The 25,095-nt window shown below is 65.0% G+C and carries 28 protein-coding genes and 1 tRNA gene; 20 read left to right on the top strand and 9 right to left on the bottom strand.

Annotated features, from left to right (window positions below):
* Nucleotides 1-23: 23 nt before the first annotated feature.
* Together KUV49_RS00355 and KUV49_RS00350 are read right to left on the bottom strand one after the other, a co-directional pair.
* Nucleotides 24-434 carry a hypothetical protein gene (locus KUV49_RS00355; protein ID WP_222451101.1) on the bottom strand — a complete coding sequence of 137 codons (411 nt, stop codon included), beginning with the start codon at nt 432-434 and terminating at the stop codon, nt 24-26.
* Nucleotides 427-1,008, bottom strand: coding sequence for a thymidine kinase (locus tag KUV49_RS00350; protein WP_222451100.1), 582 nt, complete (start codon nt 1,006-1,008; stop codon nt 427-429). Before KUV49_RS00350 ends, KUV49_RS00355 begins: the two co-directional genes overlap by 8 nt.
* 135 nt (nt 1,009-1,143) lie before the next feature.
* On the opposite strand from KUV49_RS00350, the gene KUV49_RS00345 reads away from it, so the two are divergent.
* The gene (locus KUV49_RS00345; protein ID WP_222451099.1) at nt 1,144-1,602 is read left to right on the top strand and encodes a hypothetical protein; all 459 of its coding nucleotides are present in this window, start codon (nt 1,144-1,146) and stop codon (nt 1,600-1,602) included.
* 10 nt (nt 1,603-1,612) lie between these two features.
* Here the strand turns inward: KUV49_RS00345 and KUV49_RS00340 are convergent, their stop codons facing one another.
* Nucleotides 1,613-3,196, bottom strand: a complete 1,584-nt coding sequence (locus KUV49_RS00340; protein ID WP_222451098.1) for an alpha/beta fold hydrolase — start codon at nt 3,194-3,196, stop codon at nt 1,613-1,615.
* Nucleotides 3,197-3,322: 126 nt separating this feature from the next.
* Between KUV49_RS00340 and KUV49_RS00335 the strand changes: the two genes are divergently transcribed.
* The 8 genes from KUV49_RS00335 (at nt 3,323) to KUV49_RS00300 (ending at nt 11,315) form a co-directional block, all read left to right on the top strand.
* Nucleotides 3,323-4,021 (top strand): DUF4339 domain-containing protein, encoded by a 699-nt coding sequence (locus KUV49_RS00335; protein ID WP_222451097.1) that lies wholly within the window; start codon nt 3,323-3,325, stop codon nt 4,019-4,021.
* A 35-nt stretch (nt 4,022-4,056) separates the two neighbouring features.
* Nucleotides 4,057-4,737 (top strand): DUF4339 domain-containing protein, encoded by a 681-nt coding sequence (locus tag KUV49_RS00330; RefSeq protein WP_222451096.1) that lies wholly within the window; start codon nt 4,057-4,059, stop codon nt 4,735-4,737.
* Nucleotides 4,738-4,769: 32 nt separating this feature from the next.
* A complete protein-coding gene (locus KUV49_RS00325; RefSeq protein WP_222451095.1) occupies nt 4,770-6,158 on the top strand; it encodes a GYF domain-containing protein in 1,389 nt (462 codons plus the stop codon).
* 48 nt (nt 6,159-6,206) lie between these two features.
* Nucleotides 6,207-6,572: a RidA family protein gene (locus KUV49_RS00320; RefSeq protein ID WP_222451094.1), complete on the top strand. Its 366-nt coding sequence runs from the start codon at nt 6,207-6,209 to the stop codon at nt 6,570-6,572.
* A gap of 342 nt (nt 6,573-6,914) precedes the next feature.
* Nucleotides 6,915-8,261 (top strand): 3-phosphoshikimate 1-carboxyvinyltransferase, encoded by a 1,347-nt coding sequence (gene aroA, locus KUV49_RS00315; protein ID WP_222451093.1) that lies wholly within the window; start codon nt 6,915-6,917, stop codon nt 8,259-8,261.
* Between the two features lie 176 nt (nt 8,262-8,437).
* The gene (locus KUV49_RS00310; protein ID WP_222451092.1) at nt 8,438-10,480 is read left to right on the top strand and encodes an ASKHA domain-containing protein; all 2,043 of its coding nucleotides are present in this window, start codon (nt 8,438-8,440) and stop codon (nt 10,478-10,480) included.
* Between the two features lie 126 nt (nt 10,481-10,606).
* Nucleotides 10,607-11,173, top strand: a complete 567-nt coding sequence (locus KUV49_RS00305) for a hypothetical protein (RefSeq protein WP_222451091.1) — start codon at nt 10,607-10,609, stop codon at nt 11,171-11,173.
* Between the two features lie 68 nt (nt 11,174-11,241).
* Nucleotides 11,242-11,315, top strand: a tRNA-Gly gene (locus KUV49_RS00300).
* 42 nt (nt 11,316-11,357) lie between these two features.
* Here the strand turns inward: KUV49_RS00300 and KUV49_RS00295 are convergent.
* Nucleotides 11,358-11,618 carry a hypothetical protein gene (locus KUV49_RS00295; RefSeq protein WP_222451090.1) on the bottom strand — a complete coding sequence of 87 codons (261 nt, stop codon included), beginning with the start codon at nt 11,616-11,618 and terminating at the stop codon, nt 11,358-11,360.
* 163 nt (nt 11,619-11,781) lie between these two features.
* Between KUV49_RS00295 and cmk the strand changes: the two genes are divergently transcribed.
* From cmk to trpB, 10 genes are all read left to right on the top strand, one after another.
* Complete coding sequence (gene cmk, locus KUV49_RS00290) at nt 11,782-12,396, top strand: (d)CMP kinase (RefSeq protein ID WP_222451089.1); 615 nt, start codon at nt 11,782-11,784, stop codon at nt 12,394-12,396.
* Between the two features lie 35 nt (nt 12,397-12,431).
* Nucleotides 12,432-12,716, top strand: coding sequence for a hypothetical protein (locus tag KUV49_RS00285; protein ID WP_222451088.1), 285 nt, complete (start codon nt 12,432-12,434; stop codon nt 12,714-12,716).
* A gap of 58 nt (nt 12,717-12,774) precedes the next feature.
* Entirely contained in the window at nt 12,775-14,163 is a 1,389-nt protein-coding gene (locus KUV49_RS00280; RefSeq protein WP_222451087.1) for a P-loop NTPase fold protein, read from the top strand.
* A 230-nt stretch (nt 14,164-14,393) separates the two neighbouring features.
* Entirely contained in the window at nt 14,394-16,079 is a 1,686-nt protein-coding gene (rpsA, locus tag KUV49_RS00275) for a 30S ribosomal protein S1 (protein ID WP_152491296.1), read from the top strand.
* A 414-nt stretch (nt 16,080-16,493) separates the two neighbouring features.
* On the top strand, nt 16,494-16,778 hold the full coding sequence (gene ihfB / locus KUV49_RS00270) for an integration host factor subunit beta (RefSeq protein ID WP_057792171.1): 285 nt from the start codon (nt 16,494-16,496) through the stop codon (nt 16,776-16,778).
* Nucleotides 16,778-17,128 carry a lipopolysaccharide assembly protein LapA domain-containing protein gene (locus KUV49_RS00265; RefSeq protein WP_152491298.1) on the top strand — a complete coding sequence of 117 codons (351 nt, stop codon included), beginning with the start codon at nt 16,778-16,780 and terminating at the stop codon, nt 17,126-17,128. Before ihfB ends, KUV49_RS00265 begins: the two co-directional genes overlap by 1 nt.
* Nucleotides 17,129-17,139: 11 nt before the next feature.
* Entirely contained in the window at nt 17,140-17,784 is a 645-nt protein-coding gene (locus KUV49_RS00260) for a phosphoribosylanthranilate isomerase (RefSeq protein ID WP_222451086.1), read from the top strand.
* Complete coding sequence (locus tag KUV49_RS00255) at nt 17,781-18,230, top strand: GNAT family N-acetyltransferase (protein WP_222451085.1); 450 nt, start codon at nt 17,781-17,783, stop codon at nt 18,228-18,230. The genes KUV49_RS00260 and KUV49_RS00255 overlap by 4 nt, the downstream gene beginning before the upstream one ends.
* 43 nt (nt 18,231-18,273) lie before the next feature.
* Nucleotides 18,274-18,897, top strand: a complete 624-nt coding sequence (locus KUV49_RS00250; protein ID WP_222451084.1) for a class I SAM-dependent DNA methyltransferase — start codon at nt 18,274-18,276, stop codon at nt 18,895-18,897.
* A gap of 227 nt (nt 18,898-19,124) precedes the next feature.
* Nucleotides 19,125-20,354 (top strand): tryptophan synthase subunit beta, encoded by a 1,230-nt coding sequence (trpB, locus tag KUV49_RS00245; protein WP_152496458.1) that lies wholly within the window; start codon nt 19,125-19,127, stop codon nt 20,352-20,354.
* Between the two features lie 33 nt (nt 20,355-20,387).
* Here trpB and KUV49_RS00240 read toward each other — a convergent pair whose 3' ends face one another.
* From KUV49_RS00240 to pth, 5 genes are all read right to left on the bottom strand, one after another.
* The gene (locus KUV49_RS00240; RefSeq protein ID WP_222451083.1) at nt 20,388-20,693 is read right to left on the bottom strand and encodes a hypothetical protein; all 306 of its coding nucleotides are present in this window, start codon (nt 20,691-20,693) and stop codon (nt 20,388-20,390) included.
* A 229-nt stretch (nt 20,694-20,922) separates the two neighbouring features.
* Complete coding sequence (locus KUV49_RS00235; protein ID WP_222451082.1) at nt 20,923-21,720, bottom strand: EF-hand domain-containing protein; 798 nt, start codon at nt 21,718-21,720, stop codon at nt 20,923-20,925.
* A 208-nt stretch (nt 21,721-21,928) separates the two neighbouring features.
* Nucleotides 21,929-22,315, bottom strand: a complete 387-nt coding sequence (locus KUV49_RS00230) for a DUF2237 family protein (RefSeq protein WP_152491305.1) — start codon at nt 22,313-22,315, stop codon at nt 21,929-21,931.
* Between the two features lie 71 nt (nt 22,316-22,386).
* Nucleotides 22,387-23,550 carry a serine hydrolase domain-containing protein gene (locus KUV49_RS00225; RefSeq protein ID WP_222451081.1) on the bottom strand — a complete coding sequence of 388 codons (1,164 nt, stop codon included), beginning with the start codon at nt 23,548-23,550 and terminating at the stop codon, nt 22,387-22,389.
* A 64-nt stretch (nt 23,551-23,614) separates the two neighbouring features.
* Nucleotides 23,615-24,325: an aminoacyl-tRNA hydrolase gene (gene pth, locus KUV49_RS00220; protein ID WP_222451080.1), complete on the bottom strand. Its 711-nt coding sequence runs from the start codon at nt 24,323-24,325 to the stop codon at nt 23,615-23,617.
* An 87-nt stretch (nt 24,326-24,412) separates the two neighbouring features.
* Here pth and KUV49_RS00215 point away from each other — a divergent pair, with 87 nt between their 5' ends.
* The gene (locus KUV49_RS00215; RefSeq protein ID WP_222451079.1) at nt 24,413-25,090 is read left to right on the top strand and encodes an FkbM family methyltransferase; all 678 of its coding nucleotides are present in this window, start codon (nt 24,413-24,415) and stop codon (nt 25,088-25,090) included.
* Nucleotides 25,091-25,095 lie beyond the last annotated feature (5 nt).

Raw genomic sequence — 25,095 nt, 5'->3', positions numbered from 1 at the left:
CCCGAAGCGCCGCGGCGCAAGCGTCACTCCGCGCAGGTGGAGCCGGGGCCGGAGGCGTAGGACCAGTCGACGGCGCAGCCCGCCTCGTCGAAGGCGAAGATCTGGGCGTTCTCGTCCTCGGTCGAGAAGGGCAGGGGCGGCTCGACCGTGACACGCAGCCAGGTCTGCACGGTGTCGGGGGCGACGCACCAGTCGAATTGCGACGGTTGCACCGCATCCCAGCCGCGGGCGCGGGCGATGCCGGTGATGTCGGACGCTTGCAGGCAGTCGGTCTCGGGCAGGTCGGACAGGAACGCCTGCCGCGCCTCGGTATGGGCGGCGGTGGCCTTGTCGACGGAAAAATCCACGGTGTTGATCGCATAGATATAGACCGCAACCAGCACGGCCACGAGCGACAGGAGGCCGAGAACGATATACCGGGACAGTCTAGACATCGCCCGTGACCTCTCGCCAGTGGCGGCGGCAGAGGCTTTCGTAGGTTTCGTTGCCGCCGACCTGGATCTGGGCGCCGTCGGTCGCCACCTGTCCGTGCGCATCGCGGCGCACGACCATGGTGGCCTTCTTGCCGCAATGGCAGATGGTGCGGACCTCGCGCATCTCGTCGGCCAGCGCCAGAAGGGTGGCGGAGCCGGGAAAGAGGTGACCGCGGAAATCGACGCGCAGGCCGTAGCACATCACCGGCACGTTCAGGTCGTCGACCACGCAGGCCAGTTGCCAGACCTGCGCCTCGGTCAGGAACTGCGCCTCGTCGACGAAGATGCAGGACAGCGGACCCGTGGCCAGCACCCCGTCCAGTCGGGCGAAGAGATCGTCGTCGGCGGTGAAGGTGTCGGCCTTGGCCCCGATGCCGATCCGAGAGCCGATTTGCGCGGTCCCGGCGCGATCATCGAGCGCGGCGGTCAGCAGGTGGGTGTTCATGCCGCGTTCGCGGTAGTTGTGACTGGCCTGCAACAGCAGCGTCGACTTGCCGGCATTCATGGTGGAGTAATGAAAATAGAGCTTGGCCATGCGGCGACTTATCCGCATGACGCGTGCGGGTTCAAGCGTGCCGGGGTCGGCGCGGGCGCCGGGCACGTAGGGTTTTCCACCATTGCGGCGCCGTGGGGCACCCCGGATAAGGGCCCGGTCCAGGGAAAGAGCGCGATGTCGAAAGCCGGATCATACCTCAAGAAGCACACCGAAGCGCTGGTCAAGGACGTGGGGGTGGAGCCGGCCTGCGAGCTGACGGGCAAGTCGAAGGCCACGCTGGGGCGGTATTACTCGGACCACGAGGAGCATTCCGGCCGCTACATGCCGATCGACGCGGTGGCGGCGCTGGAGGCGGCGGCGTCCTATCCGCATGTGACCGCGGCGCTGGCGGAGTTGAACGGCACGCGGCTGAATTTCGACGACAGCCGGCAGAATGACGGCGGAACGGGCGGGGTGAATTCGGACGTGATCGCGCTCTCGCAGCGCTTTGCCATGCTGATGAGCGAGTATCACCAGTCTATCCAGGACGGGGTGATCACGGTCAACGAGGCCAAGCGCCTGCTGAAGGAGACCACCGCCCTGCAGCAGGTGCTGATCGCGATGAAGCTGCATCTGGAAGACGGCCACCTGTGATCCGCGCGGATCAGCCGTTTTGGGCGGCGACGTGATCCCAGACCGCGTCGGCGGCGGTGACGCCAAGGAAGTGCCCGCCATCCAGCGTGGTGACGGTGCGGCCGAGCGGTTCGGGAAGCTGGGCGATCATTTCGGCGGCGCGCAGCATCGGATCGTCGCGGCCGTGCAGGATGGAAAACGGCATTTTCAGCGCCAGCATCTCGCGGTGGACGCTGTCGAATTCGAAGCTGAAATCCGCGGCGACCCCGCGCAGCGAGCTGCTGTAGATGTCCGAGAACATTGCGTAACTGCTGGCGTCGCTGGAAAACGGGCGTTCCAGCACCTCGCGGTCGGCGGCATTGTCGCCGAAGAGCTGCATCAGTGCCACGCGGCAAGTCTTTTCGCTGAGATAGTATTTCTTGAACCGCCAGGTCACGGCCTTGAACAGGCGCGAGTTCGACACCAGACCGCGCAGGGCATCGAAGAACCCCGCGATCTTTCCGCTGCGCAGAGACTCGGTCTGCATCAGGGTCGGGGACACCAGCACCAGCGATGCGACCTCTTTCGGGGCTTCGAGCGCGAGGCGGACGGCGGCACGGGCGCCGGTCGAGTTGCCGACGACCACGCAGGGATGGCCGATATATTCGCGGATGAGCCCGTGCGCGTCGTCGACCCATTGCCGCAACAGATCGTCCTGGTCAAAGAGCGACGAGGTGGGACGGATTTCGAGATAGCCTTCGCGGATAGGCGTGACGACCCGCAGCCCCAGCCGGTCCAGGTGCGGACCGGCGTCGCGCATGAGCAAGGCGAAGAGAACGCCGTGGCTGAGCAGGACCGGCCGGCCGCCGGGCGGGCCGAATTCCACGATATTGACGAGCCGGCCATCCGAGAGGCGCCGCGACAGGAGCCGCGCGTTGCGCGACAGGTAGCGGGCGAAGAAGGGTTCGATGAAACCCGCATGGCTGGCCTCGCCCTCGGAGATCGAGATGAAATGGACCATCTGGCCCAGGAGCTTGGTGATCAATTCGCGCTGGCCCGAGCACATCAGCTTGCTGCAGGCGTTCTTGAGGTGGGCGCGCTTGGTCTCGTATGACAGCGCGTCGAGATCGGCCGCGGCGCGCAGGCTGGCGCCGCCGATCACCTGGAACACGGTGCGTATCTCGGCCTGGGTCAGGCCGCTGTCCTCGTTGAAGATGTCGAGAAACTCGGAGAACAGAAGCTGGGTCACGGCGAAGCCCCGCAGCCGGCGCTTGCCGACATTGTCGCGGTTGGACGGGGTGATCGGGACGTACCAGAACAGCATCTGGACACCCGGATCCCACGAGATGTGGCCCGCGGAAAGCCCGTGACGGGCGACGTTTCCCAGGATGGCGGCGATCTGGGGGTTGTCGGTTTCGGCGGGCAGGATCCGCGTGGAATGATCGGTGATGCTGGACAATCCGCCGCGCAGGAGCTTGCCGGACCTGTCGAAGTCGGCCCAGGCCAGATCGTCCTCGATGGCGGCTTCGGCCACCTTCAGGCGTTTGGCGACATAGTCGCGGGCTTCGCGGGCCTTGTCGCGCGGCAATATCGAAAACACCGACGCGAGGTCGGCGTCATAATCCCCAACTGGCATGGTCTTCCCCAATACCAGCCCTGACCTTATCGGGCCGTTACGGTGTCAGGATACCCAATTGGGTGATGTGCGCCTAGTCCGATTCTGTGAGCCTTGCAGGCGGAGATCGGAGACAGGGCATTGGGTATGAATTTTTTGGGGAAATTCGCCGCGCGGCTGCCGGGGGCGCTGGCATTTGCGCTGGGCCTGTGGCTGGTCGCGTCACCTCTGGCGGCGCAGGAGGGGCCTCCGTTCGAGGGGTATTACGTGATCGAGAACGGTCAGGCGGTGGGTCCGCTGCCCGCGTCGGAGATGCAGGCGCGGCTGCGTGACGGACGGGTCACGGACACCTCGCTGGTCTGGAAGAAGGGGATGCAGGACTGGGAGGCGGCGCGGTTCCGCCCGGATCTGGGCGCGGAGCTTGGACCGCCGGCGGAGCGCGATCCGCAGCCAGGTCAGACCGTGCAGGATTTCGGGCGCTACCTGGCGGGCACGTGGACAAGCGAGGCCGCGCAGACCGAGTTGCCCGAGGTGGGACAGGTCGACGTGGTCAACACGATCACCTTCGGTACCGACGGGATCTTCACCTCGCTGACCAAGATGAGCAGCGTTGCCGGCGCGCCGCAACCGATGACGGTGCATGTCGAGGGCAACGGAACGTTCACGCTGAGCGGGGCGACGGGCGACACGGTGTCGGTCAGCTACCTCGGCACGTCGCTGACCAAGGTGGAGGGACAGGCCGGCGCGGGCTGGCCCGACCAGCTGCAGTTCGACACGACGATCAAGGCGATCGACCAAAGCACGTTCTTCGAGGATGGCAGCACGTATCGCAAGGTATCGCAATGAGCGGCGTCGCGATGTCCAGCCGCCCGAGGAGGGTGATGCGGCGGATCGGAGCGGGGGTTGTCCCGGCGCTGGTGATGGCGGTCTTGCTGGCGGTCTGGAGCGGCCCGGGTGTGGCGCAGCAGATGACGGCGGACGGGGTCTACGTGGTCGACAACGGTCAGGCGGTGGGGCCGCTGACCCATGCCGACGTGGAGCAGCGCATCAGGGATGGCCGGCTGACCGCGCAGACCATGGTGTGGAAACAGGGCATGGCCGATTGGAGCCCGGCGCGGACGGTGAAGGAGGTGGCGCAGCTTCTCAACGGTTTGCAGCCGCCGCCACCGCCGCCGGTGCGGGACTACAACGCGTTTCTCGATGGACGCTGGGAAACCGGACGCACGGACCTGCCGATCGAGGGTATCGGGCTGGGCACGCAGAAGATGGAGGTGATCTACAACAGGGTCGGGACCTACACGTCGACACAGATCATCGAGGTGTCCGACGGCATGGGAGGCGTGCTGCGCACGACCAACAAGGGCAGAGGAACGTTCAAGATCACGAACCCGTCGCCTGAAGGGTTTCACCTGTCGATGATCGGCACCACTTTGATGACCTCGAATGGCCCGGGCGGCAACGTCCCTTTGCCGGGAAATTTCAACTACGACAGCACGTTGAGGGTCGTGGACGAGAATACGCTGAATGACAATGGGCTGATCTTCCGGCGCGTGAACTACTGACGGATTTCAAGGATGAAAGATTGGGGATTACCATGACGATGACGGATTTCCTGCGGCCATTGCGGACGCGTCTCGTGGCCGTGATTGTCGGCCTCGCAGTGGCGCTGGCCTTGCCGGCTGGCCTGGCGGGGGCGCAAAGCTCGTCTTCGGTCACGGTGAACGGCGTGCAGATCACCATCACGGGGGGCGGGTCGCAGAGCATCTCGACCACGTCGACCGGGGCCGAGATCGTGATCGACGGGCGCGAGATCGTGATCGACGGCACCACGATCTCGCTGGATGGATCGTCGATCGACAGCGGTGCCTTCGAGGAGGTGGAGATCGTCGTCGAGGGCAACACCACGCGCATCCTTGTCGATGGCAAGGAGGTCATCACCAGCACCCGGTCCGGCGCGCCATCGGAGGAGGGCGAGGACGCGTTGAGCGAGGCGGCGAAGCTGAACAACCTCGGCGTGGCCTATTACCGGGGCGACGGGGTCGAGCAGAGTTTCGAGAAGGCGATCGAGTATTACGAACGGGCCATGGCGCTGGGCAGCACGATCGCCGCCGACAACCTGGCCAACATGTTCTGGTACGGGGTCAAGGGCATCCCCGAGGACGAGCCGCGCGCGGTGGGCTATGCCAAGGTGGCGTTCGAGGACGACCATTCCAACTCGGTCTATATCATGGGGATGGCCTATCTCCAGGCGATCACGGTCGAGAAGGACGTGGAGCTGGCGCTGGAGCTTCTGAACCGTGCGGGAGACGCGGAGCGCACCGATGCGCTGAACCAGCTGGGCGTGGAATATGCCCGCGGGGAGAACGTGCCCCAGGACGATGCGGCGGCGGCCGCGTATTACCGGCGCGCGGCGGACCTGGGCAACCACGTGTCGCAGTCGAACTATGCCTGGTTCCGCTGGCAGGGCCGCGGCGGCGAGAAGGATGCGGCCGAGGCGCTGCGCTATGCGCTGATGTCGGCCGAACAGGGCAACACCAGTGCGACCTACCTGGCCGGGGTGATCCACTATCACGGCGGCGAGGGCGTGGAGGTCAACATGGCCGAGGCCGCGCGTCTGTTCGACGCCGCCGCGCGGGAGGGCCACACGACCGCGGCCTTCAACCTGGGCATCATGTATCGCGACGGTGACGGGGTGGAGCGGAACCTCGACCGGGCGATCGAGTGGATGGAGGTGGCGGTCGAGCGCGGTCACGAGGAGGCTGCGGGCGAGCTGGAGCGGCTGAAGGCGAGCCGGGGCGCGGCGCAAACCCCGCAGGAGGCGATCTGGTGGTTCGCGGAGGGCCGGCAGCAGGTCGGGCCGATGACGCTGAACGACCTTCGCGCCGAGATGGCGGCGGGCCGGGTCGGGGACCGGACGCTGGTGTGGCGCAATGGAATGAGCGACTGGGCCACGGCGGGCAGCATCGGGGAACTGGCGCAGTAGCGCGCGCCGCGTTATGACGGGGCGAACACATGGGAAGGGAGCCCCGTCATGACAGATATCGTCCGCCACCATACCGCCGCCCGCATGAGCCAGATCGTGATCCATGGCGAGACGATCTACCTGGCCGGGCAGGTGGGCAACCGCGGCGACAGCGTGGCGGATCAGACCCGCACCTGCCTTGAAAAGGTCGAGGCGCTGCTGGGCGAGGCGGGCTCGGACGCGACGCGGATCCTGCAATGCACGATCTGGCTGGCCGACATGGCCGATTTCGCCGAGATGAACGACGTGTGGGACAGTTGGGTGCCCGAGGGCCACGCTCCCGCCCGAGCCTGCGGCGAAGCGAAGCTGGCCCATCCCGAACTGAAGGTGGAATTGCTGGTGACGGCGGCGGTGCACGCGAAGGACGGCAAGTGACCGGCACGCCCGGCCGGGCTTTGCGGAGCTGACCGGGGCCCCGGGGCGCGGCCCTTCCCGGACCTGATCCTGATTCTCGCGGCGGGGAGATCCTCGGGTCGGGCCCGAGGATGACCTGTGGGTGGGGCAAGGCCGGTTCGATCGGGGCCAGCCCCCAAACACAGGTCTAGTTGGGGGCCAGCCCCCAAACGCAGGTTGAATTGGGGGCCAGCCCCCAAACGCAGGTTAGATTGGGGGCCAGCCCCCAAACCCCCGGGATATTTAAGGCCAGAGGAAAGGCGTGATGGACGCTGCCCGGGGGCTGCGCTATCAGCGGGGCGAACGTTTAAGGAAGGAAGTCCGATGTCTGGTCATGGCGCGCCCGTCCCGATGCAATCCAGCCTGTCGTCTGGCCTGAAAGGCGAGGCGCATGTGCCCGGCGACAAGTCGATCTCGCATCGCAGCCTGATCCTTGGGGCGCTGAGCGTGGGTGAGACCGTGGTGACCGGCCTGCTGGAAGGCGAGGACGTGCTGGACACGGCCAAGGCGATGCGGGCCATGGGGGCGGAGGTCGCGCGAGACGCGGACGGCACCTGGCACGTGCATGGCGTGGGCGTGGGCGGTTTCGCCGAGCCGGACCAGGTGATCGACTGCGGCAATTCGGGCACCGGCGTGCGGCTGATCATGGGGGCGATGGCGACGTCGCCCATCACCGCGACGTTCACCGGGGATGCCAGCCTGAACGGGCGGCCCATGGCGCGGGTGACCGACCCGCTGGCCCTGTTCGGGGCGCGGGCCGTGGGGCGCGAGGGCGGACGGCTGCCGATGACAATCGTGGGCGCGCGGGAGCCGGTGCCGGTGCGTTACGAGGTGCCGGTGCCGTCGGCGCAGGTGAAATCAGCCGTGCTGCTGGCGGGGTTGAACGCCCCGGGGCAGACCGTGGTGATCGAGCGCGAGGCCACGCGCGACCACACCGAGCGGATGCTGGCCGGGTTCGGCGCCGAGATTTCGACCGAGGTCACGGACGAGGGCCGGGTGATCACCCTGACCGGGCAGCCGGAGCTGACGGCGCAGACCATCGTAGTGCCGCGCGACCCGTCGAGCGCGGCCTTCCCGGTCTGTGCGGCGCTGATCACCGAAGGCTCGGATGTGCTGGTACCCAATATCGGGCTGAACCCGACGCGGGCGGGGCTGTTCACCACGCTGCGCGAGATGGGCGCGGACCTGGCCTATGAGAACGCGCGCGAGGAAGGCGGCGAGCCGGTGGCGGACCTGCGGGTGCGGTACTCGCCCGACATGAAAGGCATCGAGGTGCCGCCCGAGCGGGCCGCGAGCATGATCGACGAATACCCGGTATTGTCGGTCGTCGCGGCCTGTGCCGCAGGGCGCACGGTGATGCGTGGGGTCAAGGAACTGCGGGTGAAGGAAAGCGACAGGATCGACGCGATGGCCACGGGATTGCGCGCCTGCGGCGTGACGGTCGAGGAGGGCGAGGACTGGTGGATTGTCGAGGGCAGGGGCGCGGGCGGCGTGCCGGGCGGGGCGACCTGTGCCAGCCACCTGGATCACCGCATCGCCATGTCGTTCCTCGTGCTGGGGCTTGCGAGCAAGGCGCCCGTGACGGTGGATGATGGCGGGCCGATCGCCACCTCCTTTCCGGTGTTCGAGGCGCTGATGACCGGGCTGGGTGCCGAGATCCGTCGCGTTTGAGCGCAGCGCCCGAGATTATTCGTACGAATAATCTCGGGCGGCAAAAATTCGTACGAATTTTCGGGGCCGGGTCGATGACGCGGGTTTGACAGATAATGCCGGTGGCGGGCTTTCGGTCGTGCCGGAAACCGCTATGGTGCCCGCCAGACGAATGCTTGAGCCAAGGACGATGTAAGATGAGCGAGTCCGATCCACTGGTGGTTTTCACGCCCTCGGGCAAGCGCGGGCGGTTCCCGAAAGGCACGCCGGTGCTGACCGCCGCGCGGCAGCTTGGTGTCGACCTCGATTCGGTCTGCGGCGGGCGGGGGATCTGTTCCAAGTGCCAGATCACGCCGGGCTATGGCGAGTTTTCCAAGCATGGCGTCACGGTGCGCGAAGGCGCGCTGTCGGACTGGAACGCGGTCGAGGAGCGCTATGACCAGAAGCGCGGGCTGAAGGCCGGGCGGCGGCTGGGCTGCCAGGCGCAGGTTATGGGCGACATCGTGATCGACGTGCCGCCCGAGAGCCAGGTGCACAAGCAGGTGGTGCGCAAGGCGGCCTCGGCCCGGGTGATCCAGATGGACCCGGCGACGCGGCTTTACTTCGTCGAGGTGGATGAGCCGGACATGCACGAGCCGACGGGCGACCTGGAGCGGCTGGAGCGGGCGCTGCGGGAGCAGTGGGAGATCGGGGAGATCACCGCCGACCTGACGCTGCTGGCGAAGTTGCAGCCGGTGCTGCGCAAGGGCAAGTTCCGGGTGACGGTGGCCTTGCACCGCTCGCATCTGGAGACCGTGCCGCGGGTGATCGAGATCTGGCCGGGGCTGCATGAAAGCGGGCTCTACGGGCTGGCGATCGACCTCGGCTCGACCACGGTGGCGGCGCATCTGACCGACCTGGAGACGGGCGAGGTCAAGGCGTCGTCGGGCATCATGAACCCGCAGATCCGGTTCGGCGAGGACCTGATGAGCCGGGTGAGCTATGCGATGATGAACCCCGGCGGGGACAAGGAAATGACCCGCGCGGTGCGCGAGGCGATCAACACGCTGGCCGAAGAGATTGCGAAAGAGGCGGAGATCGACCCGAGCTTGATCGTGGAAACGGTCTTCGTCTGCAACCCGGTGATGCATCACCTGCTTCTGGGGATCGACCCGGTGGAGCTGGGGCAGGCGCCATTCGCGCTGGCCACGTCCGACAGCATGGCGCTGGAGGCGCGGGAGCTGGAGCTGAGCGCGATCAACACGCGGGCACGGGTCTATGTGCTGCCCTGTATCGCGGGGCATGTGGGCGCGGATTGCGCCGCCGTGGCGCTGAGCGAGGAGCCGGGAAAATCCGAGGACCTTGCGTTGATCGTGGACGTGGGCACCAATGCCGAGATCCTGCTGGGGGACAAGAGCCGGGTGCTGGCCTGTTCCTCGCCCACGGGACCGGCCTTCGAGGGCGCGCAGATTTCCAGCGGGCAGCGGGCCGCGCCGGGGGCGATCGAGGCCATACGCATCGACCCCGAGACGAAGGAGCCGCGCTTTCGCGTGATCGGATCGGACAAGTGGTCGGACGAAGAGGGCTTTGCCGAAGAGGTGGGGCCGGGCGGCATTACCGGCATCTGCGGCTCGGGCATCATCGAGGCGGTGGCGGAGCTGCGCATGGCCGGGCTGATGGATGAAAGCGGGCTGATCGGATCGGCCGAGGCGACCGGGACGGCGCGGATGGTGCCGGAAGGGCGGACGCATTCCTACCTGGTGCATGACGCGACAGCCGAGGGCGGGCCGCGCATCACCGTGACGCAGGGCGATATCCGGGCGATCCAGCTGGCGAAATCCGCGCTTTACGCGGGCGCGCGGCTGTTGATGGACCAGCGCGGCGTGGACAAGGTGGACCGCGTGGTGCTGGCCGGGGCGTTCGGCGCGCATATCAGTGCCAAGCACGCGATGGTGCTGGGCATGATCCCGGACGTGCCGCTGGAGAAGGTCACCAGCGCGGGCAACGCGGCCGGCACGGGCGCGCGGATCGCGCTGTGCAACGTGGGCGCGCGGCGCGAGATCGAGCGGGTCGTGCGCGAGATCACCAAGGTCGAGACAGCCATCGAGCCGAAGTTCCAGGAACATTTCGTGGCCGCCAACGCCATCCCGCACAAGACCGACCCGTTTCCGGAACTGGCCAAGGTCGCGCCGCTGCCGAACCCGTCCTTCAACACCGGGGGCGACCAGGAGGGTGGCCGCCGCAGGCGGCGGCGGGGCTGACCGACGTCCCGAGAAAGCGATTGCGCGGCGCGGGGCGATTGCGCAGAATACAGGGCGCCCGGGCCAAGATCCGGGCGTTTCCAGCCTGCCCGAGCCCTGAATTTCGCAACCGATTGAATGCCTGTCATGACCACTCTTTTCAAAGCGCTTTCCCTGTCCCTAGCGTCTGCAGCCGCCCTGCCGGCCCTTGCCTGCCCGGGGCCTGAGGACCTGAAGAAAGGCGTTGTCTTCGAGACCCAGGACGGCACGGTCGAGACGCATCGGCAACTGGCCACCGACGTGATCGTGATCCAGACCGAGTTCGCCGACGGCTCGGGGTCGATCCTGGAGACCAGGCATGGGCTCTACCTGGCAAGCTCGGTGCCCATCGAGGACGGCGTGGTGCGGGTGGCAGAGAAGGAAGTCTTCGCCAGCTATGACGAGCTCGACAAGTGGCAGGAGCCGAAGCCCGATGCCGATTGGAGCAATGACAGCAGCGGCGGGGGCACCGCCACGTCGGGCCCCATGCAGACGATCAACCTGGGGCCGTGCGCTTATCCGGCGTTCGAGATCGACATGAGCTTCAACGACGACCCGAGCTATACCGAGCGCTATCACTACCTGCCGGAAATGGGTGTGGGATTGCTGGTGTCCAGTTCCTCGAGCGGTGACGAGGAGGTCTATACCTATACCGATGTGCGCGTCGCGGATTAGGTCCCGGCGCGGGCCAGAATCTCTCTTGACCGGGCGGATGGCGAGGCATATCTGAGCCAGATGCGCAGGCGGGTATGATGTAATGGTAGCCTGTCAGCTTCCCAAGCTGAACGCGCGGGTTCGATTCCCGCTACCCGCTCCAACGCGTTTCCGGTCACGATTGAAACCAAGGAATGGCGGCCCGTCAGCGGGTGGCCGTGTTTGCGTTCGGTGCGGGATCGACGGCGGTGGCATGACCGCCATCTATCGTCAGGAACATGCCGGCAGACATCAGGAACCCCGCCAGAAGCACGATTTCGGCAAAGGGCAGGCCGGACAGCAGGCCCTGGCCCCAGACCCGGCGCGCCTTGCGATGGGCGCGGCACTCGTGCGCGGGGGACCCGTGACGCGGGTCGGAAAGGGGCGACGAAGGATCGTCGTGACGGGAGTTGGCAGACTGAGTCATGGTAGATGCGGTTGTGGGTTTCAATGAAGACAGGAGTATGGAAAACCTGCCACCTTGTTGCCGATATAGGGTGATTTGCCCGATAAAGTCAGGCTATTTGCGGAAACACTGTGTTGCGGTATGAGCGCATCCCACGCAGCGGCAGAACGAGGCAGGAAAATACATGAGTTTTACGGTAGCGATCGACGGGCCGGCGGCGGCGGGCAAGGGCACGGTGGCGCGGGCGGTGGCGGCGCGTTTCGGCTTTGCGCATCTGGACACGGGGCTGCTCTACCGCGCGACGGGGCGGCGGACGCTGGACGGCACCGAGCCGGTCGAGGCCGCGCGGGCGCTTTTGGCCGCCGACCTCGAATCGGATGACCTGCGCACGGCGGAAGTCGCCCAGGCCGCCAGCCGGGTTGCGGCGGTGCCCGAGGTCCGTGCGGCGTTGGTGGAGTTCCAGCGGGCCTTCGCGGCGCGGTCGGGCGGCGCGGTCCTCGACGGGCGCGACATCGGGACGGTGATTTGTCCCGATGCCGAGGTGAAGCTGTTCGTGACGGCGAGCGACGACGTGCGCGCCCAGCGGCGGCTGGACGAGCTGCTGTCCAAGGGGGCCGAGACGGATTACGACACCGTGCTGGCGGAGTTGCGCCAGCGCGACGAGCGCGACAGTGCGCGGGCCACCGCGCCGCTTTTGCCGGCGGCCGACGCGGTGTTGCTGGACACCACGACCCTGACCATCGAGGGCGCCGTGGAGGCCGCCTGCGCCGAGGTCGCGCGGGTGCGCGGCGGAACGTGACCGCGCGGATCACCTTTCACCGCGGAGGCGGGTGGATGGACAGGTTCCGGGCCTACCGGCTGAGCGTGACGGGCGAGGAGGTCGGGCACATCAAGCGCAACAGCCAGTTGACGGTCGAGGTGGAGCCGACGCAGCACATGCTGCGGGCCACGATCGACTGGTGCGGCAGCAACATCCTTTACGTGGACCTGCCCGAGGGCGGCGAGCTGCATGTGGAGGTGTCGAACCCCCACGGGCCCTTCAAGGGGCAAGGCGTGATGCGTCGAGCGCCGGGCGAATATCTTCAGCTGCGGCTGCTGGAAGGAAGCAGCAGTCAATGATTGCAGTGTAAGCGCAAATCCAATCTAATCGCGAAACACTGGTCTTATTTAGGAACCCATGACTGAACCCTCAGAAGATAACCCTTGGGTGAGTGACGTACTGCAGTACGGTAAGCTTGGCTCGACGTTCACAAATCTGATCAAATCAATCGATGGAGCCAAGGTCATCTCGATCGAGGCTGGATTTGGATGGGGTAAGACTTTCTTTCGACGAGCTTGGGCCGAACACCTTCGGCAGGAGGACGAAGTCGTCATAGAAATTGATGCGCAGCAATCAGATCATTCGGGCGATCCGGTAGTTACGTTTCTTGGTGCACTGATGCTTGCCTTGCCGGATAATCAGCAGTCGGCATTTCTGAAAGCGTGGTCCAGCGGGAAGAAGCTGGCGTGGGGCGGAATGAAAATAGGTGCGAGCGTGGTTGCTCGCAAGGCTGGCGAAGAGTTCGTGGATGCGCTGAGCGATAAGCTTTCGGCAGACGGCGAAATGTCAAAGCTGGACGAGATACTCACAGCGTTTGGTGAAAATGTATCCCGGGCGCTAAGTGCACAGGTTGCCGCACAATTGGCTGCGGAAGATGTGCGTAGCCGCGAAATGCCGGAGCAGTTGGCTGAACTGCGCAGTTCTTTGACGAAAGATCATGATACGGATCGCGTGGTAATCTTGATCGACGAACTTGATCGATGTCATCCAGATTACGCAATTGCTCTGCTCGAGGCCATGAAGATTGCCTTCAACGAAGAAGGCTTTGTGTTCGTTTTATTCGTCAATGCAGAATACCTAGAAAACTTGGCAAAGCATCGCTTCGGGGAATTCGCAGGTGAATCTGGGGAGGGATACCTAGACAAATTTATTGACCTGAGGCTGAAACTTGCGCCCTCGGTAAAAGCGAAGGCCGACGCGGCACGGCAGATCGTTCTGCAGCTTCCCGATTACGAGCCTTATGGAGATCATGCGGAGTTCTCAAAAGAGCGTGCGGGGCAAGTGGCATTCGATGCTATTACGCGCTGCAATCCTAGCATGCGGCAGATCAAACGCACGCTAGAAAGAGTAGAATTGGTTATTCGTTGTTACCCCAATGAGCCAATGGACTTACCTTTGCTTCTCTGTATAGCATTCCATGAGGTGGGCCGCGATCACTTTTCAAGAAATGACGTCTTGAGTCGTTCTTCTCTGACGCCTGAGCGTGGGCGAGAACTAGTCCAACGAATTGATGATCCTAAACGTGAATGGGACCCAAAACGCGAAAGGCGCGTGCGAGCCGAACTCGAAGAAATTGTCAGGACGGAGTATCCGGAGCTTCTGCAACTTCCTGAGGAGCGGTTTGAACTCCCGGACGAAGAGCCATATTATCCTTACTGGCGAGTGATCAATTTCCTAGCTCCGCGTTACCTGCTTAGTCACGACGCAATGCTAAGTGCGGTACATCAGATCCAGATGGACCCTTGAGACAGGTGACTAGGCTTTGAAACCCCTTGATTGTCATGGCCGAGCGGGCTATAGCGCCCCTCGTCGACAAGGCGGAACCGCCGGAGAGCATTGAGAGCGAGCAGGGTCGGGAATACCGGCCCTCTTTGTTTTGCGTTCCTATGGTGGCCCGTCTGACCAACGAAACCTTGAAGACCGGCGGAGACAACCGCGCGGCCGGACACAACGAAACGTTAGGATTGAAACGCCACATGGCTCAAAACGCATCGATGGAGGAATTCGAGGCCCTCCTTAATGAAAGCCTCGAAATGGACACCCCCCAAGAGGGAACGGTTGTCAAAGGCAAGGTCATCGCGGTTGAAGCGGGACAAGCCATCATCGACGTCGGCTACAAGATGGAAGGCCGCGTCGAGCTCAAGGAATTCGCAAATCCCGGTGAAGCGCCCGAAATCGAAGTGGGCGACGAGGTCGAGGTGTTCCTGCGTTCGGCAGAGAACGCCCGTGGCGAAGCCGTCATTTCCCGTGAAATGGCCCGCCGCGAGGAAGCCTGGGACCGCCTGGAGAAAGCATACGCGGACGACGCCCGTGTCGAAGGCGCGATCTTTGGCCGTGTCAAAGGCGGCTTTACCGTCGATCTGGGCGGCGCCGTGGCGTTCCTGCCCGGCTCTCAGGTCGATGTGCGCCCCGTGCGCGATGCCGGCCCGCTGATGGGTCTGAAGCAGCCCTTCCAGATCCTGAAAATGGACCGCCGCCGTGGCAACATCGTTGTCAGCCGCCGCGCCATCCTGGAAGAGAGCCGCGCCGAGCAGCGCGCCGAAGTCATCGGCAACCTGTCCGAAGGTCAGGCCGTGGACGGCGTGGTCAAGAACATCACCGAATACGGGGCCTTCGTGGACCTGGGCGGTGTGGACGGCCTGTTGCACGTCACCGACATGGCGTGGCGCCGTGTGAACCACCCCTCGGAGATCCTGAACATCGGCGAGACCGTCAAGGTCCAGGTGATCAAGATCAACAAGGAAACCCACCGTATTTCCTTGGGCATGAAGCAGCTGCAGGACGATCCGTGGGATCTGGTTGCTGCCAAGTACCCGCTGGAATCGGTGCATACCGGCCGTGTCACGAACATCACCGACTACGGTGCGTTCGTCGAACTGGAGCCCGGTGTCGAAGGCCTGGTGCACGTCAGCGAGATGTCGTGGACCAAGAAGAACGTCCATCCCGGCAAGATCGTGTCCACGTCCCAGGAGGTCGAGGTCATGGTGCTGGAGATCGACCAGGCGAAGCGCCGCGTTTCGCTGGGTCTCAAGCAGACCATGCGCAACCCGTGGGAAGTGTTCGCGGAAACCCATCCCGAGGGCACCGAGGTCGAGGGCGAGGTCAAGAACATCACCGAGTTCGGCCTGTTCATCGGTCTCGATGGCGACATCGACGGCATGGTCCACCTGTCGGACCTCAGCTGGGACGAGCGCGGCGAAGACGCGATCCAGAGCTACAAGAAAGGCGATGTGGTCAAGGCCGTCGTCTCGGAAGTGGACGTGGAGAAAGAGCGCATCTCGCTGTCGATCAAGAACCTGGGCGGCGACAAGTTCGCCGAGGCCGTGGGCGGCGTGAAGCGCGGCTCGATCATCACCGTCGAGGTCACCTCGATCGAGGATGGCGGCATCGAGGTGGAATACGAGGGCATGAAATCCTTCATCCGCCGCTCCGACCTGTCGCGTGACCGTTCCGAGCAGCGCCCCGAGCGGTTCTCGGTCGGTGACAAGGTCGACGTGCGCGTGACCAACGTGGACAGCAAGACCCGCCGTCTGGGCCTGTCGATCAAGGCACGCGAAATCGCCGAAGAGAAAGAAGCCGTGCAACAGTATGGCAGCTCGGATTCGGGCGCCTCGCTGGGCGACATCCTTGGCGCCGCGCTGAAAGGCGACGACGACAAGTAAGCCGGAGACGGTTCGAATTCGGAAAGGCCCCGCCGTTTTGCGGGGCCTTTTCTTTTGGCACCGGCGGCATTTTGCCGGTGATGGCCGACGGTCCTGACCGGCGTCTTTCAAGGGTCCGCTCGGGGCAATGACCGGGACAGCCGCGGAGCGGGACAGCGCGAAGCCGGACCATGGGACAAAGAGCGCACGGCCCATACGAATCACGCCGCCACGGCGACACTCGCGGGGCCGATGTCGCGGCGCGATGCCCGCCTTTCGACTAGGCAAAGCCTCGCGCGCCACAAGGTCCTGCGCCATTTCCCCGTGAATTTCCGAGTTTATCCGGTAGGTTGCAGTTTCTAATTGCGCTTTTTCTATCTATAGTCGTTAAAGTCGTTACGCTGCTCGACCAAAAAACACACGCGGGGGGAACCGATGATCAGGTCGGAACTAATACAGAAGATCGCCGACGAGAATCCACACCTGTACCAGCGCGATGTCGAGCGCATCGTGAACACCATCTTCAACGAGATCACCAATGCCATGGCCGAGGGCAACCGTGTCGAGTTGCGCGGCTTCGGGGCGTTTTCCGTCAAGAAGCGCGACGCGCGCACCGGCCGCAACCCGCGCACCGGAGAATCGGTGCAGGTCGAGGAAAAGCACGTGCCGTTCTTCAAGGCCGGCAAGCTGTTGCGTGAACGACTGAACGGGAAATCCTGATGCGCTATATCCGCTATGCTTCGATCGCCATTTTCGCGGTGGCGCTTATCCTGATCGCGTTGGCCAACCGGCAGGTGGTCGAGGTTCAGATCCTTCCCGGCGAACTGGCCGGCATGGCGGCCCTGAACCCGTCTTATCAGATTCCGCTCTTCATCGTGATGTTCGGCGGCATCCTGGCGGGCCTGGTGATCGGGTTCATCTGGGAGTGGATCCGCGAGGCCAAGGAGCGCGCGGCCGCGGCCCGGCAGGCGCGCGAGATGGCGGCATTGCGTGCCGAAGTGCGCCGGCTGAAAGGCGAGCGCAACAAGGACCAGGACGAGGTGCTTGCGCTTCTGGACGAGGCCAGCTAACCGGCGGCGTCATGGCGCAGGACATTCGGATCAAGATGTGCGGGCTGACCCGGCCCGAGGACATCCCGGCCGCGGTGGCGGCGGGGGCGGCTTACGTCGGGTTCGTGTTTTTCCCGAAATCGCCGCGCTACGTGACGCCCGAGATGGCGCGCGAGATGGCGCTGGCGGTGCCGCCCGGCGTGGCCAAGGTGGCGCTGGTGGTGGACGCGGACGATGCGCTGCTGGACGCGCTGACCGAGGTTGTGCCGCTGGACATGTTGCAGTTGCACGGGTCTGAAAGCCCCGAGCGGGTGGCCGAGATCAAGGCCCGCTATGGCCTGCCGGTGATGAAGGCCGTGGGCGTGCGCGAGGCCGGCGACCTTGCGACCATCGACCGCTATGCCGGGGTGGCCGACCAGATCCTGCTGGATGCCAAGCCGCCGAAGGACGCGACGCGCCCGGGTGGCAATGCCGAGAGCTTTGACTGGAGCCTGATTGCGGGACGCGAATGGTCCGTGCCGTGGATGCTGGCCGGCGGGCTGACGGTGGAGAACGTGGCCGAGGCGATCCGGGTGACGGGCGCGCGCCAGCTTGACCTGTCGTCGGCGCTGGAAAGCGCGCCGGGGGTGAAGGACCACGGCAGGATGCGCGCCTTTGCCGACGCGGCGCGGGCATGATCCGGTTCCGCGATGCGGACGAGACGGATGTTGCCGCCGTTGTGGCGCTTCTGTCCGATGACGTGCTGGGGCAGGGGCGCGAAGGGGCCGATCCCGCGCTCTACGAGGCCGCCTTTGCCCGGATGCGCGACGAGGGCGCCAACCACCTGATCGTGGGCGAGGACGACGCGGGTCGGATCGTCGCCACCTACCAGATCACCTTTGTCACCGGGCTGTCGCTGCGGGCCGCGCGGCGGGCGCAGGTGGAAAGCGTGCGCGTGGCCGGGGATGTGCGCGGGCAGGGCGTGGGCGAGGCGATGTTCGACGACGCCAAGGCGCGGGCCAGGGCGGCGGGGTGTACGCTGGTGCAGCTGACGATGAACGCGAGCCGGAAAGACGCCAGCCGGTTCTACGAGCGGATCGGTTTCGTCGCGTCGCATACCGGGTTCAAGCTGGCACTGGATTGACGCCTCGCGCCGCTTTGCCCAAGCTGGAGCAAAGGAGAGACGCATGACCCGCCAGGATCTGGATGACGTGTACGGAGCCAGGACGCCCGAGGAATCCCGGGCGATCTACGACAAGTGGTCGACCGGCTATGATGCCGATTGCCTGAGCCGGGGATTCCGCCTGCCCGGGCTGGGCGCTGGATTGCTGGGCCGGTACCTGGGTGACGCGGAGGGGCCTGTGCTGGACGCGTGCTGTGGCACCGGGCTGGTGGGCGAGACGCTGCGGCTGATGGGATATGGCCGGATCGTAGGCTGCGACCTGTCGACCGAGATGCTGGCCTACGCCGCCAGGACGGGTGCCTACGAGCGGCTGGAGGTGGCCGACACCGGCGCCGGGCTGCCGTTCGAGGATGACGGCTTCGCGGGCTTCGTCTGCGTCGGGGCGTTCGGGCCGGGCCACGCGCCGCCGGTCACGCTGGAACACCTGGCGCGGGTGACACGGCCCGGGGGTGTTGGCGTGTTCAACCTGCTGGATGCGACCTTCGAGGACCAGGGGTTTCCGCCGGTTCTGGACAAGCTTGCGGCGTCGGGCACGTGGGAGGTGATCCATACCACGCCGCCCTTCCGGCCCTTCCTGCTGGCCGAGCCGGAATTGCTGAGCACGGGCTATGTCGTGCGGCTGAGGTGAGGCCCCGAGAATATTCGTACGAATATTCTGGGGGCGGCGTGTCGCAGAGGAATGCGCTGGAAAACGGCGGGCCCGTGCCCTATTGAGACGTTAAGGCGTTTCGCGATAAACCTGTGTCACAGCTTACCCGCGAAACGCAGCACAACAGCCAATCGTTGCACGCGTTTCGCCTTTCGCTGATGGCTCAGGCAAAAGGCGAAACGCTTGAGCAAACAGGGATGATGACCATGAACGATCTCTTCAACTCCTTCATGACCGGCCCCGACGAGAAGGGGCGTTTCGGAGAATTCGGCGGGCGTTTCGTGTCCGAGACGCTGATGCCGCTGATCCTGGAACTGGAAGAGCAGTACGAGAACGCCAAGACCGATCAGAGCTTCTGGGACGAGATGGATTTCCTGTGGAAGCATTACGTGGGCCGGCCGAGCCCGATGTACCATGCCGAGGGCCTGACCGAGCGGCTGGGCGGTGCCAAGATCTACATGAAGCGCGACGAGCTGAACCACACCGGCGCGCACAAGATCAACAACGTGCTGGGGCAGATCCTGCTGGCGCGGCGCATGGGCAAAACGCGCATCATCGCCGAGACGGGCGCGGGGCAGCACGGCGTGGCGACGGCCACGGTCTGTGCCAAGTTCGGGCTGAAATGCGTGGTCTACATGGGCGCGCATGACGTCGAGCGCCAGCGGCCCAACGTGTTCCGCATGAAGCTGTTGGGCGCCGAGGTGATCCCGGTGACCAGCGGGCGTGGCACGCTGAAGGACGCGATGAACGACGCGCTGCGCGACTGGGTGACCAACGTGCGCGACACGTTCTACTGCATCGGCACGGTGGCCGGGCCGCACCCCTATCCGGCGATGGTCCGCGACTTTCAGTCGATCATCGGCAAGGAAGCCAAGGAACAGCTGCAGGAGGCCGAGGGCCGTCTGCCCGATACGATCATCGCGGCCATCGGCGGCGGGTCGAACGCGATGGGGCTGTTCTATCCGTTCCTCGACGACAAGGAGGTGAACATCATCGGCGTCGAGGCCGGCGGCAAGGGCGTGAACGAGAAGATGGAGCATTGCGCGTCGCTGACCGGCGGGCGGCCCGGGGTGCTGCATGGCAACCGGACCTACCTGTTGCAGGACGATGACGGGCAGATCCTGGAAGGCTACTCGATTTCCGCGGGGCTGGATTATCCGGGCATCGGACCCGAGCATTCGTGGCTGCACGAGATCGGGCGCGCGAAATACGTGTCGATCACCGACAAGGAGGCGCTGGAAGCGTTCAAGCTGTGCTGCGAGGCGGAGGGGATCATCCCCGCGCTTGAGCCGTGCCATGCGTTGGCGCACGTGATGAAGATCGCGCCCGACCTGCCGAAGGATCACATCCTGTGCATGAACATGTGCGGACGCGGCGACAAGGATATTTTCACCGTGGCACGGCACCTCGGGTTCGATATGGCCGAGGGCGACTAAAGCGCCGCTCGTCCGGTTCGGGCGTGAGCGCGATCAGTCGTCGGGCTTGTCGTCTTCGTCCTCTGCGTCGTGATCGTCGTCGTCCGGCGTGTTCCGGCCCTTGCCGCTGTCGTCGTTCTTGCGGTCGTCTTCTGTGCGGTCGTCGTCGTCATCGCCCCGAGCGTCGCGGTCGTTGTCGTCGTTTGCGCTAAGCGAGTCGTCGAAGAGAAAGCCGGCCGAGTTGATTCCCATGTCGTCCGGCGCGATATCGCGGTCGGGGTCAGTGGCAGCGGTGTCGTCGGCCATGGCCGCACTGGAAAGCAGGAGAGCGGTGGCGGAGAAAGCAATTAATCGTCGCATGCGAACCTCCTTCGCTTACTGATACTTGCGCGCCGACGGGCGCCTTACAAGTAACTTCAGATAGCGCCGTGCCGATGCACTGCAAGCAAACGCCAGAAGCGGCGTGCGGTTCCGGCGAGAGATCGCCACATCGCGCACCTGCGCATGACGCGGCACAACGCAAAACGCGCCGGACGGTGAGGCCCGGCGCGCCAATCCGGTGTCGTGCGGATTGATAATCCGCCTCATTTTACACCAGCGAGTAGTAGTAGATCACGACGGGCACGGTCGCCTCGTCGCTGGCGTTCTGCGTGTCGCTGGCGCTGGTGTCGTTGCTGTCCGAGGCATCGGCGCTGTCGCCGTTCATGTCCTTGCTTTCGGACGTGCCTGCGGTCATGTCGAGCGCCTTGGTTCCGGCACCGCGGTATTCCTGCGGCGACAGGGAACCGGAGCCGTCGGCGTCCATCGCGTCAAAGCGCTTTTGCAGGGCCTTGTCGCTCCAGTCCTTGTCGATCTCGCTTTCGTACTCGGCCTGGGTGATGATGCCGTTGCCGTCGCCGTCATACATCTTGAAGCGGTCGACGGCGGTCTTGGCGAATTCCTCGGCATCGTCGGTGTCGGTGGACACGGCCGATTTCATGTCGCTGTCGTCGGTGCGCCAGGCCTTGTTGGTCAGGTTCTGGTATTCCTCGACGCTGAGTTCGGTCTTGTCGCCGGTGCCCAGATCGGACCAGTCGGTCTTGTCGTTCCCGGCTTGGGCCTGGGAATAGGCGTCGCGATTGCTCTGTTCGGCCTTGCCGATGCAGTTGACCATTTCCTCGCGGTCGACCGAGCCGTCCTTGTTGAGGTCGAGCGCCGCGAATTCGGCGTCGCGCGCGTCTTTGATCTCCTGCTCGCTCATGAAGCCGTCCTTGTTCTTGTCGGCGGGCATGAAGGCGGTTTCGCAGAAGGCGGGCATATCGGTCTCGCCCTGGCTCTGCTGGGCCAGCGCGGGAGCGGCTGTGACCAGCGCGGCGGATGTCAGGATCGTTGTCGTCAGGGTCTTCATCTTCGTGTCTCCTTTCGCGTTTACAAACGGTCGGGAGGACGGGTGTGGTGTCGCTCCTCCGGGTTTGACGTCCCGGTGGAAGAACGTGCCGTTGCGGTGTGAGTTCCTGATTTTCCCTGCAACGCCGGGCGGGCCGTGGCGGGCTTCGGCCAAACAAGGGGCCGCAGGCGGGGCCCTGAATGCGCATTTGGAGAAGGGTGAACGAGCCTCAGGATGTCGCGTCGGAGGCGTGTTGTTTCAGCACGTCGATCGGCACGATATCGAGCGCGCGGGCGTGGGTGGCCTCCAGCCGCACCTTGGGCGCGCAGCCCTCGTCATGCGCCTGGAGGAAGCGCCCGGCGCAGAGGCACCAGTGGTCGCCGGGCTTCAGCCCGTCGAAACCGAACTCCGGGCGCGGCGTGGAGAGGTCGTTGCCGACGTATTTGGAGTAGGCGAGAAATTCGGCGGTCATCAGGGCGCAGACCGTGTGGCTGCCCTGGTCGGCGGCGCAGGTGTTGCAATGGCCGTCACGGAAAAAGCCGGTCATGGGCGTGGTCGAGCAGCTTTCGAGCTTGCCGCCCAGCACGTTGACGGAAGTGTCCATTTCGATTGCCATGCGATGCTCCTTGGGTCCCGGGTGGGCACATGGTGCACATCAGGCGACATGGGTGCAAGGGCAGCGCCGTGCTAGAGCGCGTCCGCGATCCGCCGGAACATGTCGATATTGGCATCGTTCACGCCGGGCTCGCGGAAGGCGCGATCGGCGGCGGTGGTGACGATGACCACATCGCGCCCCTGGTCGATATAGATGTACTGGCCGTAGATGCCGCGGGCCATGAACTGTCCGGGCTCTGCGCCTTGGGGGATCCACCACTGGTAGCCATAGCCGATCTGGCCCGGCTCGGTCGGGGCGCTGGGCGTCGTGGAGGCCGCGATCCAGTCGGAGGGGACGACCTGACGGCCGCCCAGCTGGCCGTTCTGTTCGATCATCAGGCCGAAACGGGCGTAGTCGCGGGTGGTCAGGTTGAGACCGCCGAGGACGAAGGCCACGCCTTCGCCGTCGGTGATGTAGTAGGGCGCGGTCTCGAGCCCCAGGGGCGCGATGATCTTTTCCGACAGCAGCGCGGGGATGTCGCGGCCCGTCGCGCCGCGGATGATCATGCCCAGGACATGGGTGTCGATGGAAACGTAGTGCCAGCGCTTGCCGGGCTCCGCGTCCCGCTCGGTGAGGCCGGCGGCGAAGCCGTCCATCGTGCCGCCCAGGGCCAGCACGCGGCCCATGCGATTGATGTCGGAATCGTAGTCGAGGTAGTCCTCGTCGAACCGCACGCCGCTGGTCATTTGCAGAACGTTGCGGATGGTGGCCCCGTCATAGGCGCTGCCGCTCAGCATCGGCGCGTATTGCGTCACCGGATCGTCGAGCGAGGCGATATCGCCCTCGGCCACGACAATGCCCATCAGCGCGGAGAGAAAGGACTTGGCCATGGACCAACTGATGCGGCGGTCGTCGGGTGTCGTGCCCAGGTAATAGCTTTCGTGGACGACCTCGCCATGGTGCAGGACCAGCAGCGAGGTGACGGCGCGCGTCTCGATCCAGTCCTCGGTGCCGTCGGGAAGGGTCATCGGGGCGCCGCCTGGCAGCGGCATGACGGGGCGGTCGCCGCGCGGCACGGGCGTGTGCAGGAAGGCCGCGTCCATGTTGGAGAAATTCCCGACGATATGCTCGGGCTCGAAGAGGCTGTTGACCGCCATGAGGCGGGTGATCTCGTCGCGCTTCCAGATACCGATGCCGATGGCGACGATGGCCAGAACTGCAACGATCCGAAGCGTCCATTTCAGGATGCGGCGCATGATGTGATCCTCCCCTTGGGGCAGCAAAGCACCGGGGGCGCGGTGCGGCAAGTGGAACGCGGCGTTAGCGGAACTTGTCCATGAGCTTTTGCAGCGGGCTGCGGTCTTCGGTGTCCGGGGACGCGGGCGGGGCGTCCGGCTTTGCGTCCGGTTTCGGGTCGGGTTGCTGTTTGGTCGCGGGTTTCGGCGTGGTTTTCGAGGAACGGGCGGGCGCGGTGCGCAGCGAGACGGCGTTGAGGAACTTGTCGTTATGGCCCGCGGCCAGTTCGGGCGCGCCGTCGGACAGGCCGCGCAGCAGATCGTCCAGCCAGTCGGCATCGGCCTTGGCGAAATCCTGAAGCACGTAATGCGACACCAGATCCTTGCGGCCGGGGTGACCGATGCCGAGGCGGACGTGGCCATAGGCCTCGCCGATATGGGCGTGGATGGAGCGCAACCCGTTGTGACCGGCGTGGCCGCCGCCCTGTTTCACGCGGCATTTGCCGGGGGCGAGATCGAGCTCGTCGTGGAAAACGATCACGTCCGACGGCTCCAGCTTGTAAAAGCGCATGGCCTCGCCGACCGATTGCCCGGACTTGTTCATGAAGGTTTCGGGCTTGAGCAGCAGGACCTTTTCGGAGCCGAGCTTGCCTTCGGTCAGCTGGCCCTGGAACTTGGCCCGCCAGGGTGCGAAGCCATGATCGGCGGCGATGCGGTCAAGCGCCATGAAGCCGATGTTGTGGCGGTTATTCTCATATTTTCCGCCCGGATTGCCGAGGCCCACGAAAAGCAGCATTGCCGATCACCTGTTCTTTGGTGAGGATGGTCTACGCGGCGCGGTGCGCTGAATCAACACACGACCGGCAGGGACAGGCAGGGCAGGATGGGTGAATACGCGGTCAACGGGGTCACGCTGGTGGTGCCCGACGACATGCTGAACGAGCGGGTGGCGGGCAAGCTGGAGACCGGCACCTACGAGGCGCATGAGGCGCAGGCGGCACAGATGCGGCTGCGCGAGGGGATGCGCGTGCTGGAGCTGGGCGCGGGCGTTGGGTACATCGCGTCGATCTGCGCGGGCGTCGCGGGCGCCGCGAACGTGGTGACGGTGGAAGCCAACCCGGCGATGCTGCCGGTCATTCGCGCCAACCTTGACCGCAACGGGTATCAGGCGACACGGCTGATCCACGGGGCGGTGACCGGGGAGGGCGATGCGGAGGAGATCGCGTTCGACCCCAAGAAGGTGTTCTGGGCCGGGCGGATCGCGGACGAAGAGGCGGACGCCGAAAAACTGGTGACGGTGCCTATGCTGCCGCTTTCGGGCCTGTTGCAGGAGCACCGGCCGCACCTGGTGATCATGGACGTGGAAGGGGCCGAGCGGCATCTGTTCGACGCGCCCTGGCCTGCGCATGTGCGGGCGGTGATGATGGAACTGCACCCCAACCAGTATCCCGACCGGGTGATCAAGCAGATCGTGGATTGCATGTCGGCCTCCGGCCTGACCTACGATCCGGGGCCGTCGCGCGGGCGCATCCTGTGTTTCCGCAGATTGCGGCACACATGAAAAAC

The sequence above is a fragment of the Roseovarius atlanticus genome (genome assembly GCF_019802205.1).
GTDB classification, from domain to species: Bacteria; Pseudomonadota; Alphaproteobacteria; order Rhodobacterales; family Rhodobacteraceae; genus Roseovarius; species Roseovarius atlanticus_A.
This window is presented reverse-complemented; position numbering and strand designations above follow the sequence as displayed.

Coding starts and splice junctions, on each gene's coding strand:
- KUV49_RS00355 (WP_222451101.1), bottom strand. CDS start 434: ATGTCTAGACTGTCCCGGTATATCGTTCTCGGCCTCCTGTCGCTCGTG.
- KUV49_RS00350 (WP_222451100.1), bottom strand. CDS start 1,008: ATGGCCAAGCTCTATTTTCATTACTCCACCATGAATGCCGGCAAGTCG.
- KUV49_RS00345 (WP_222451099.1), top strand. CDS start 1,144: ATGTCGAAAGCCGGATCATACCTCAAGAAGCACACCGAAGCGCTGGTC.
- KUV49_RS00340 (WP_222451098.1), bottom strand. CDS start 3,196: ATGCCAGTTGGGGATTATGACGCCGACCTCGCGTCGGTGTTTTCGATA.
- KUV49_RS00335 (WP_222451097.1), top strand. CDS start 3,323: ATGAATTTTTTGGGGAAATTCGCCGCGCGGCTGCCGGGGGCGCTGGCA.
- KUV49_RS00330 (WP_222451096.1), top strand. CDS start 4,057: ATGCGGCGGATCGGAGCGGGGGTTGTCCCGGCGCTGGTGATGGCGGTC.
- KUV49_RS00325 (WP_222451095.1), top strand. CDS start 4,770: ATGACGATGACGGATTTCCTGCGGCCATTGCGGACGCGTCTCGTGGCC.
- KUV49_RS00320 (WP_222451094.1), top strand. CDS start 6,207: ATGACAGATATCGTCCGCCACCATACCGCCGCCCGCATGAGCCAGATC.
- aroA (WP_222451093.1), top strand. CDS start 6,915: ATGTCTGGTCATGGCGCGCCCGTCCCGATGCAATCCAGCCTGTCGTCT.
- KUV49_RS00310 (WP_222451092.1), top strand. CDS start 8,438: ATGAGCGAGTCCGATCCACTGGTGGTTTTCACGCCCTCGGGCAAGCGC.
- KUV49_RS00305 (WP_222451091.1), top strand. CDS start 10,607: ATGACCACTCTTTTCAAAGCGCTTTCCCTGTCCCTAGCGTCTGCAGCC.
- KUV49_RS00295 (WP_222451090.1), bottom strand. CDS start 11,618: ATGACTCAGTCTGCCAACTCCCGTCACGACGATCCTTCGTCGCCCCTT.
- cmk (WP_222451089.1), top strand. CDS start 11,782: ATGAGTTTTACGGTAGCGATCGACGGGCCGGCGGCGGCGGGCAAGGGC.
- KUV49_RS00285 (WP_222451088.1), top strand. CDS start 12,432: ATGGACAGGTTCCGGGCCTACCGGCTGAGCGTGACGGGCGAGGAGGTC.
- KUV49_RS00280 (WP_222451087.1), top strand. CDS start 12,775: ATGACTGAACCCTCAGAAGATAACCCTTGGGTGAGTGACGTACTGCAG.
- rpsA (WP_152491296.1), top strand. CDS start 14,394: ATGGCTCAAAACGCATCGATGGAGGAATTCGAGGCCCTCCTTAATGAA.
- ihfB (WP_057792171.1), top strand. CDS start 16,494: ATGATCAGGTCGGAACTAATACAGAAGATCGCCGACGAGAATCCACAC.
- KUV49_RS00265 (WP_152491298.1), top strand. CDS start 16,778: ATGCGCTATATCCGCTATGCTTCGATCGCCATTTTCGCGGTGGCGCTT.
- KUV49_RS00260 (WP_222451086.1), top strand. CDS start 17,140: ATGGCGCAGGACATTCGGATCAAGATGTGCGGGCTGACCCGGCCCGAG.
- KUV49_RS00255 (WP_222451085.1), top strand. CDS start 17,781: ATGATCCGGTTCCGCGATGCGGACGAGACGGATGTTGCCGCCGTTGTG.
- KUV49_RS00250 (WP_222451084.1), top strand. CDS start 18,274: ATGACCCGCCAGGATCTGGATGACGTGTACGGAGCCAGGACGCCCGAG.
- trpB (WP_152496458.1), top strand. CDS start 19,125: ATGAACGATCTCTTCAACTCCTTCATGACCGGCCCCGACGAGAAGGGG.
- KUV49_RS00240 (WP_222451083.1), bottom strand. CDS start 20,693: ATGCGACGATTAATTGCTTTCTCCGCCACCGCTCTCCTGCTTTCCAGT.
- KUV49_RS00235 (WP_222451082.1), bottom strand. CDS start 21,720: ATGAAGACCCTGACGACAACGATCCTGACATCCGCCGCGCTGGTCACA.
- KUV49_RS00230 (WP_152491305.1), bottom strand. CDS start 22,315: ATGGCAATCGAAATGGACACTTCCGTCAACGTGCTGGGCGGCAAGCTC.
- KUV49_RS00225 (WP_222451081.1), bottom strand. CDS start 23,550: ATGCGCCGCATCCTGAAATGGACGCTTCGGATCGTTGCAGTTCTGGCC.
- pth (WP_222451080.1), bottom strand. CDS start 24,325: ATGCTGCTTTTCGTGGGCCTCGGCAATCCGGGCGGAAAATATGAGAAT.
- KUV49_RS00215 (WP_222451079.1), top strand. CDS start 24,413: ATGGGTGAATACGCGGTCAACGGGGTCACGCTGGTGGTGCCCGACGAC.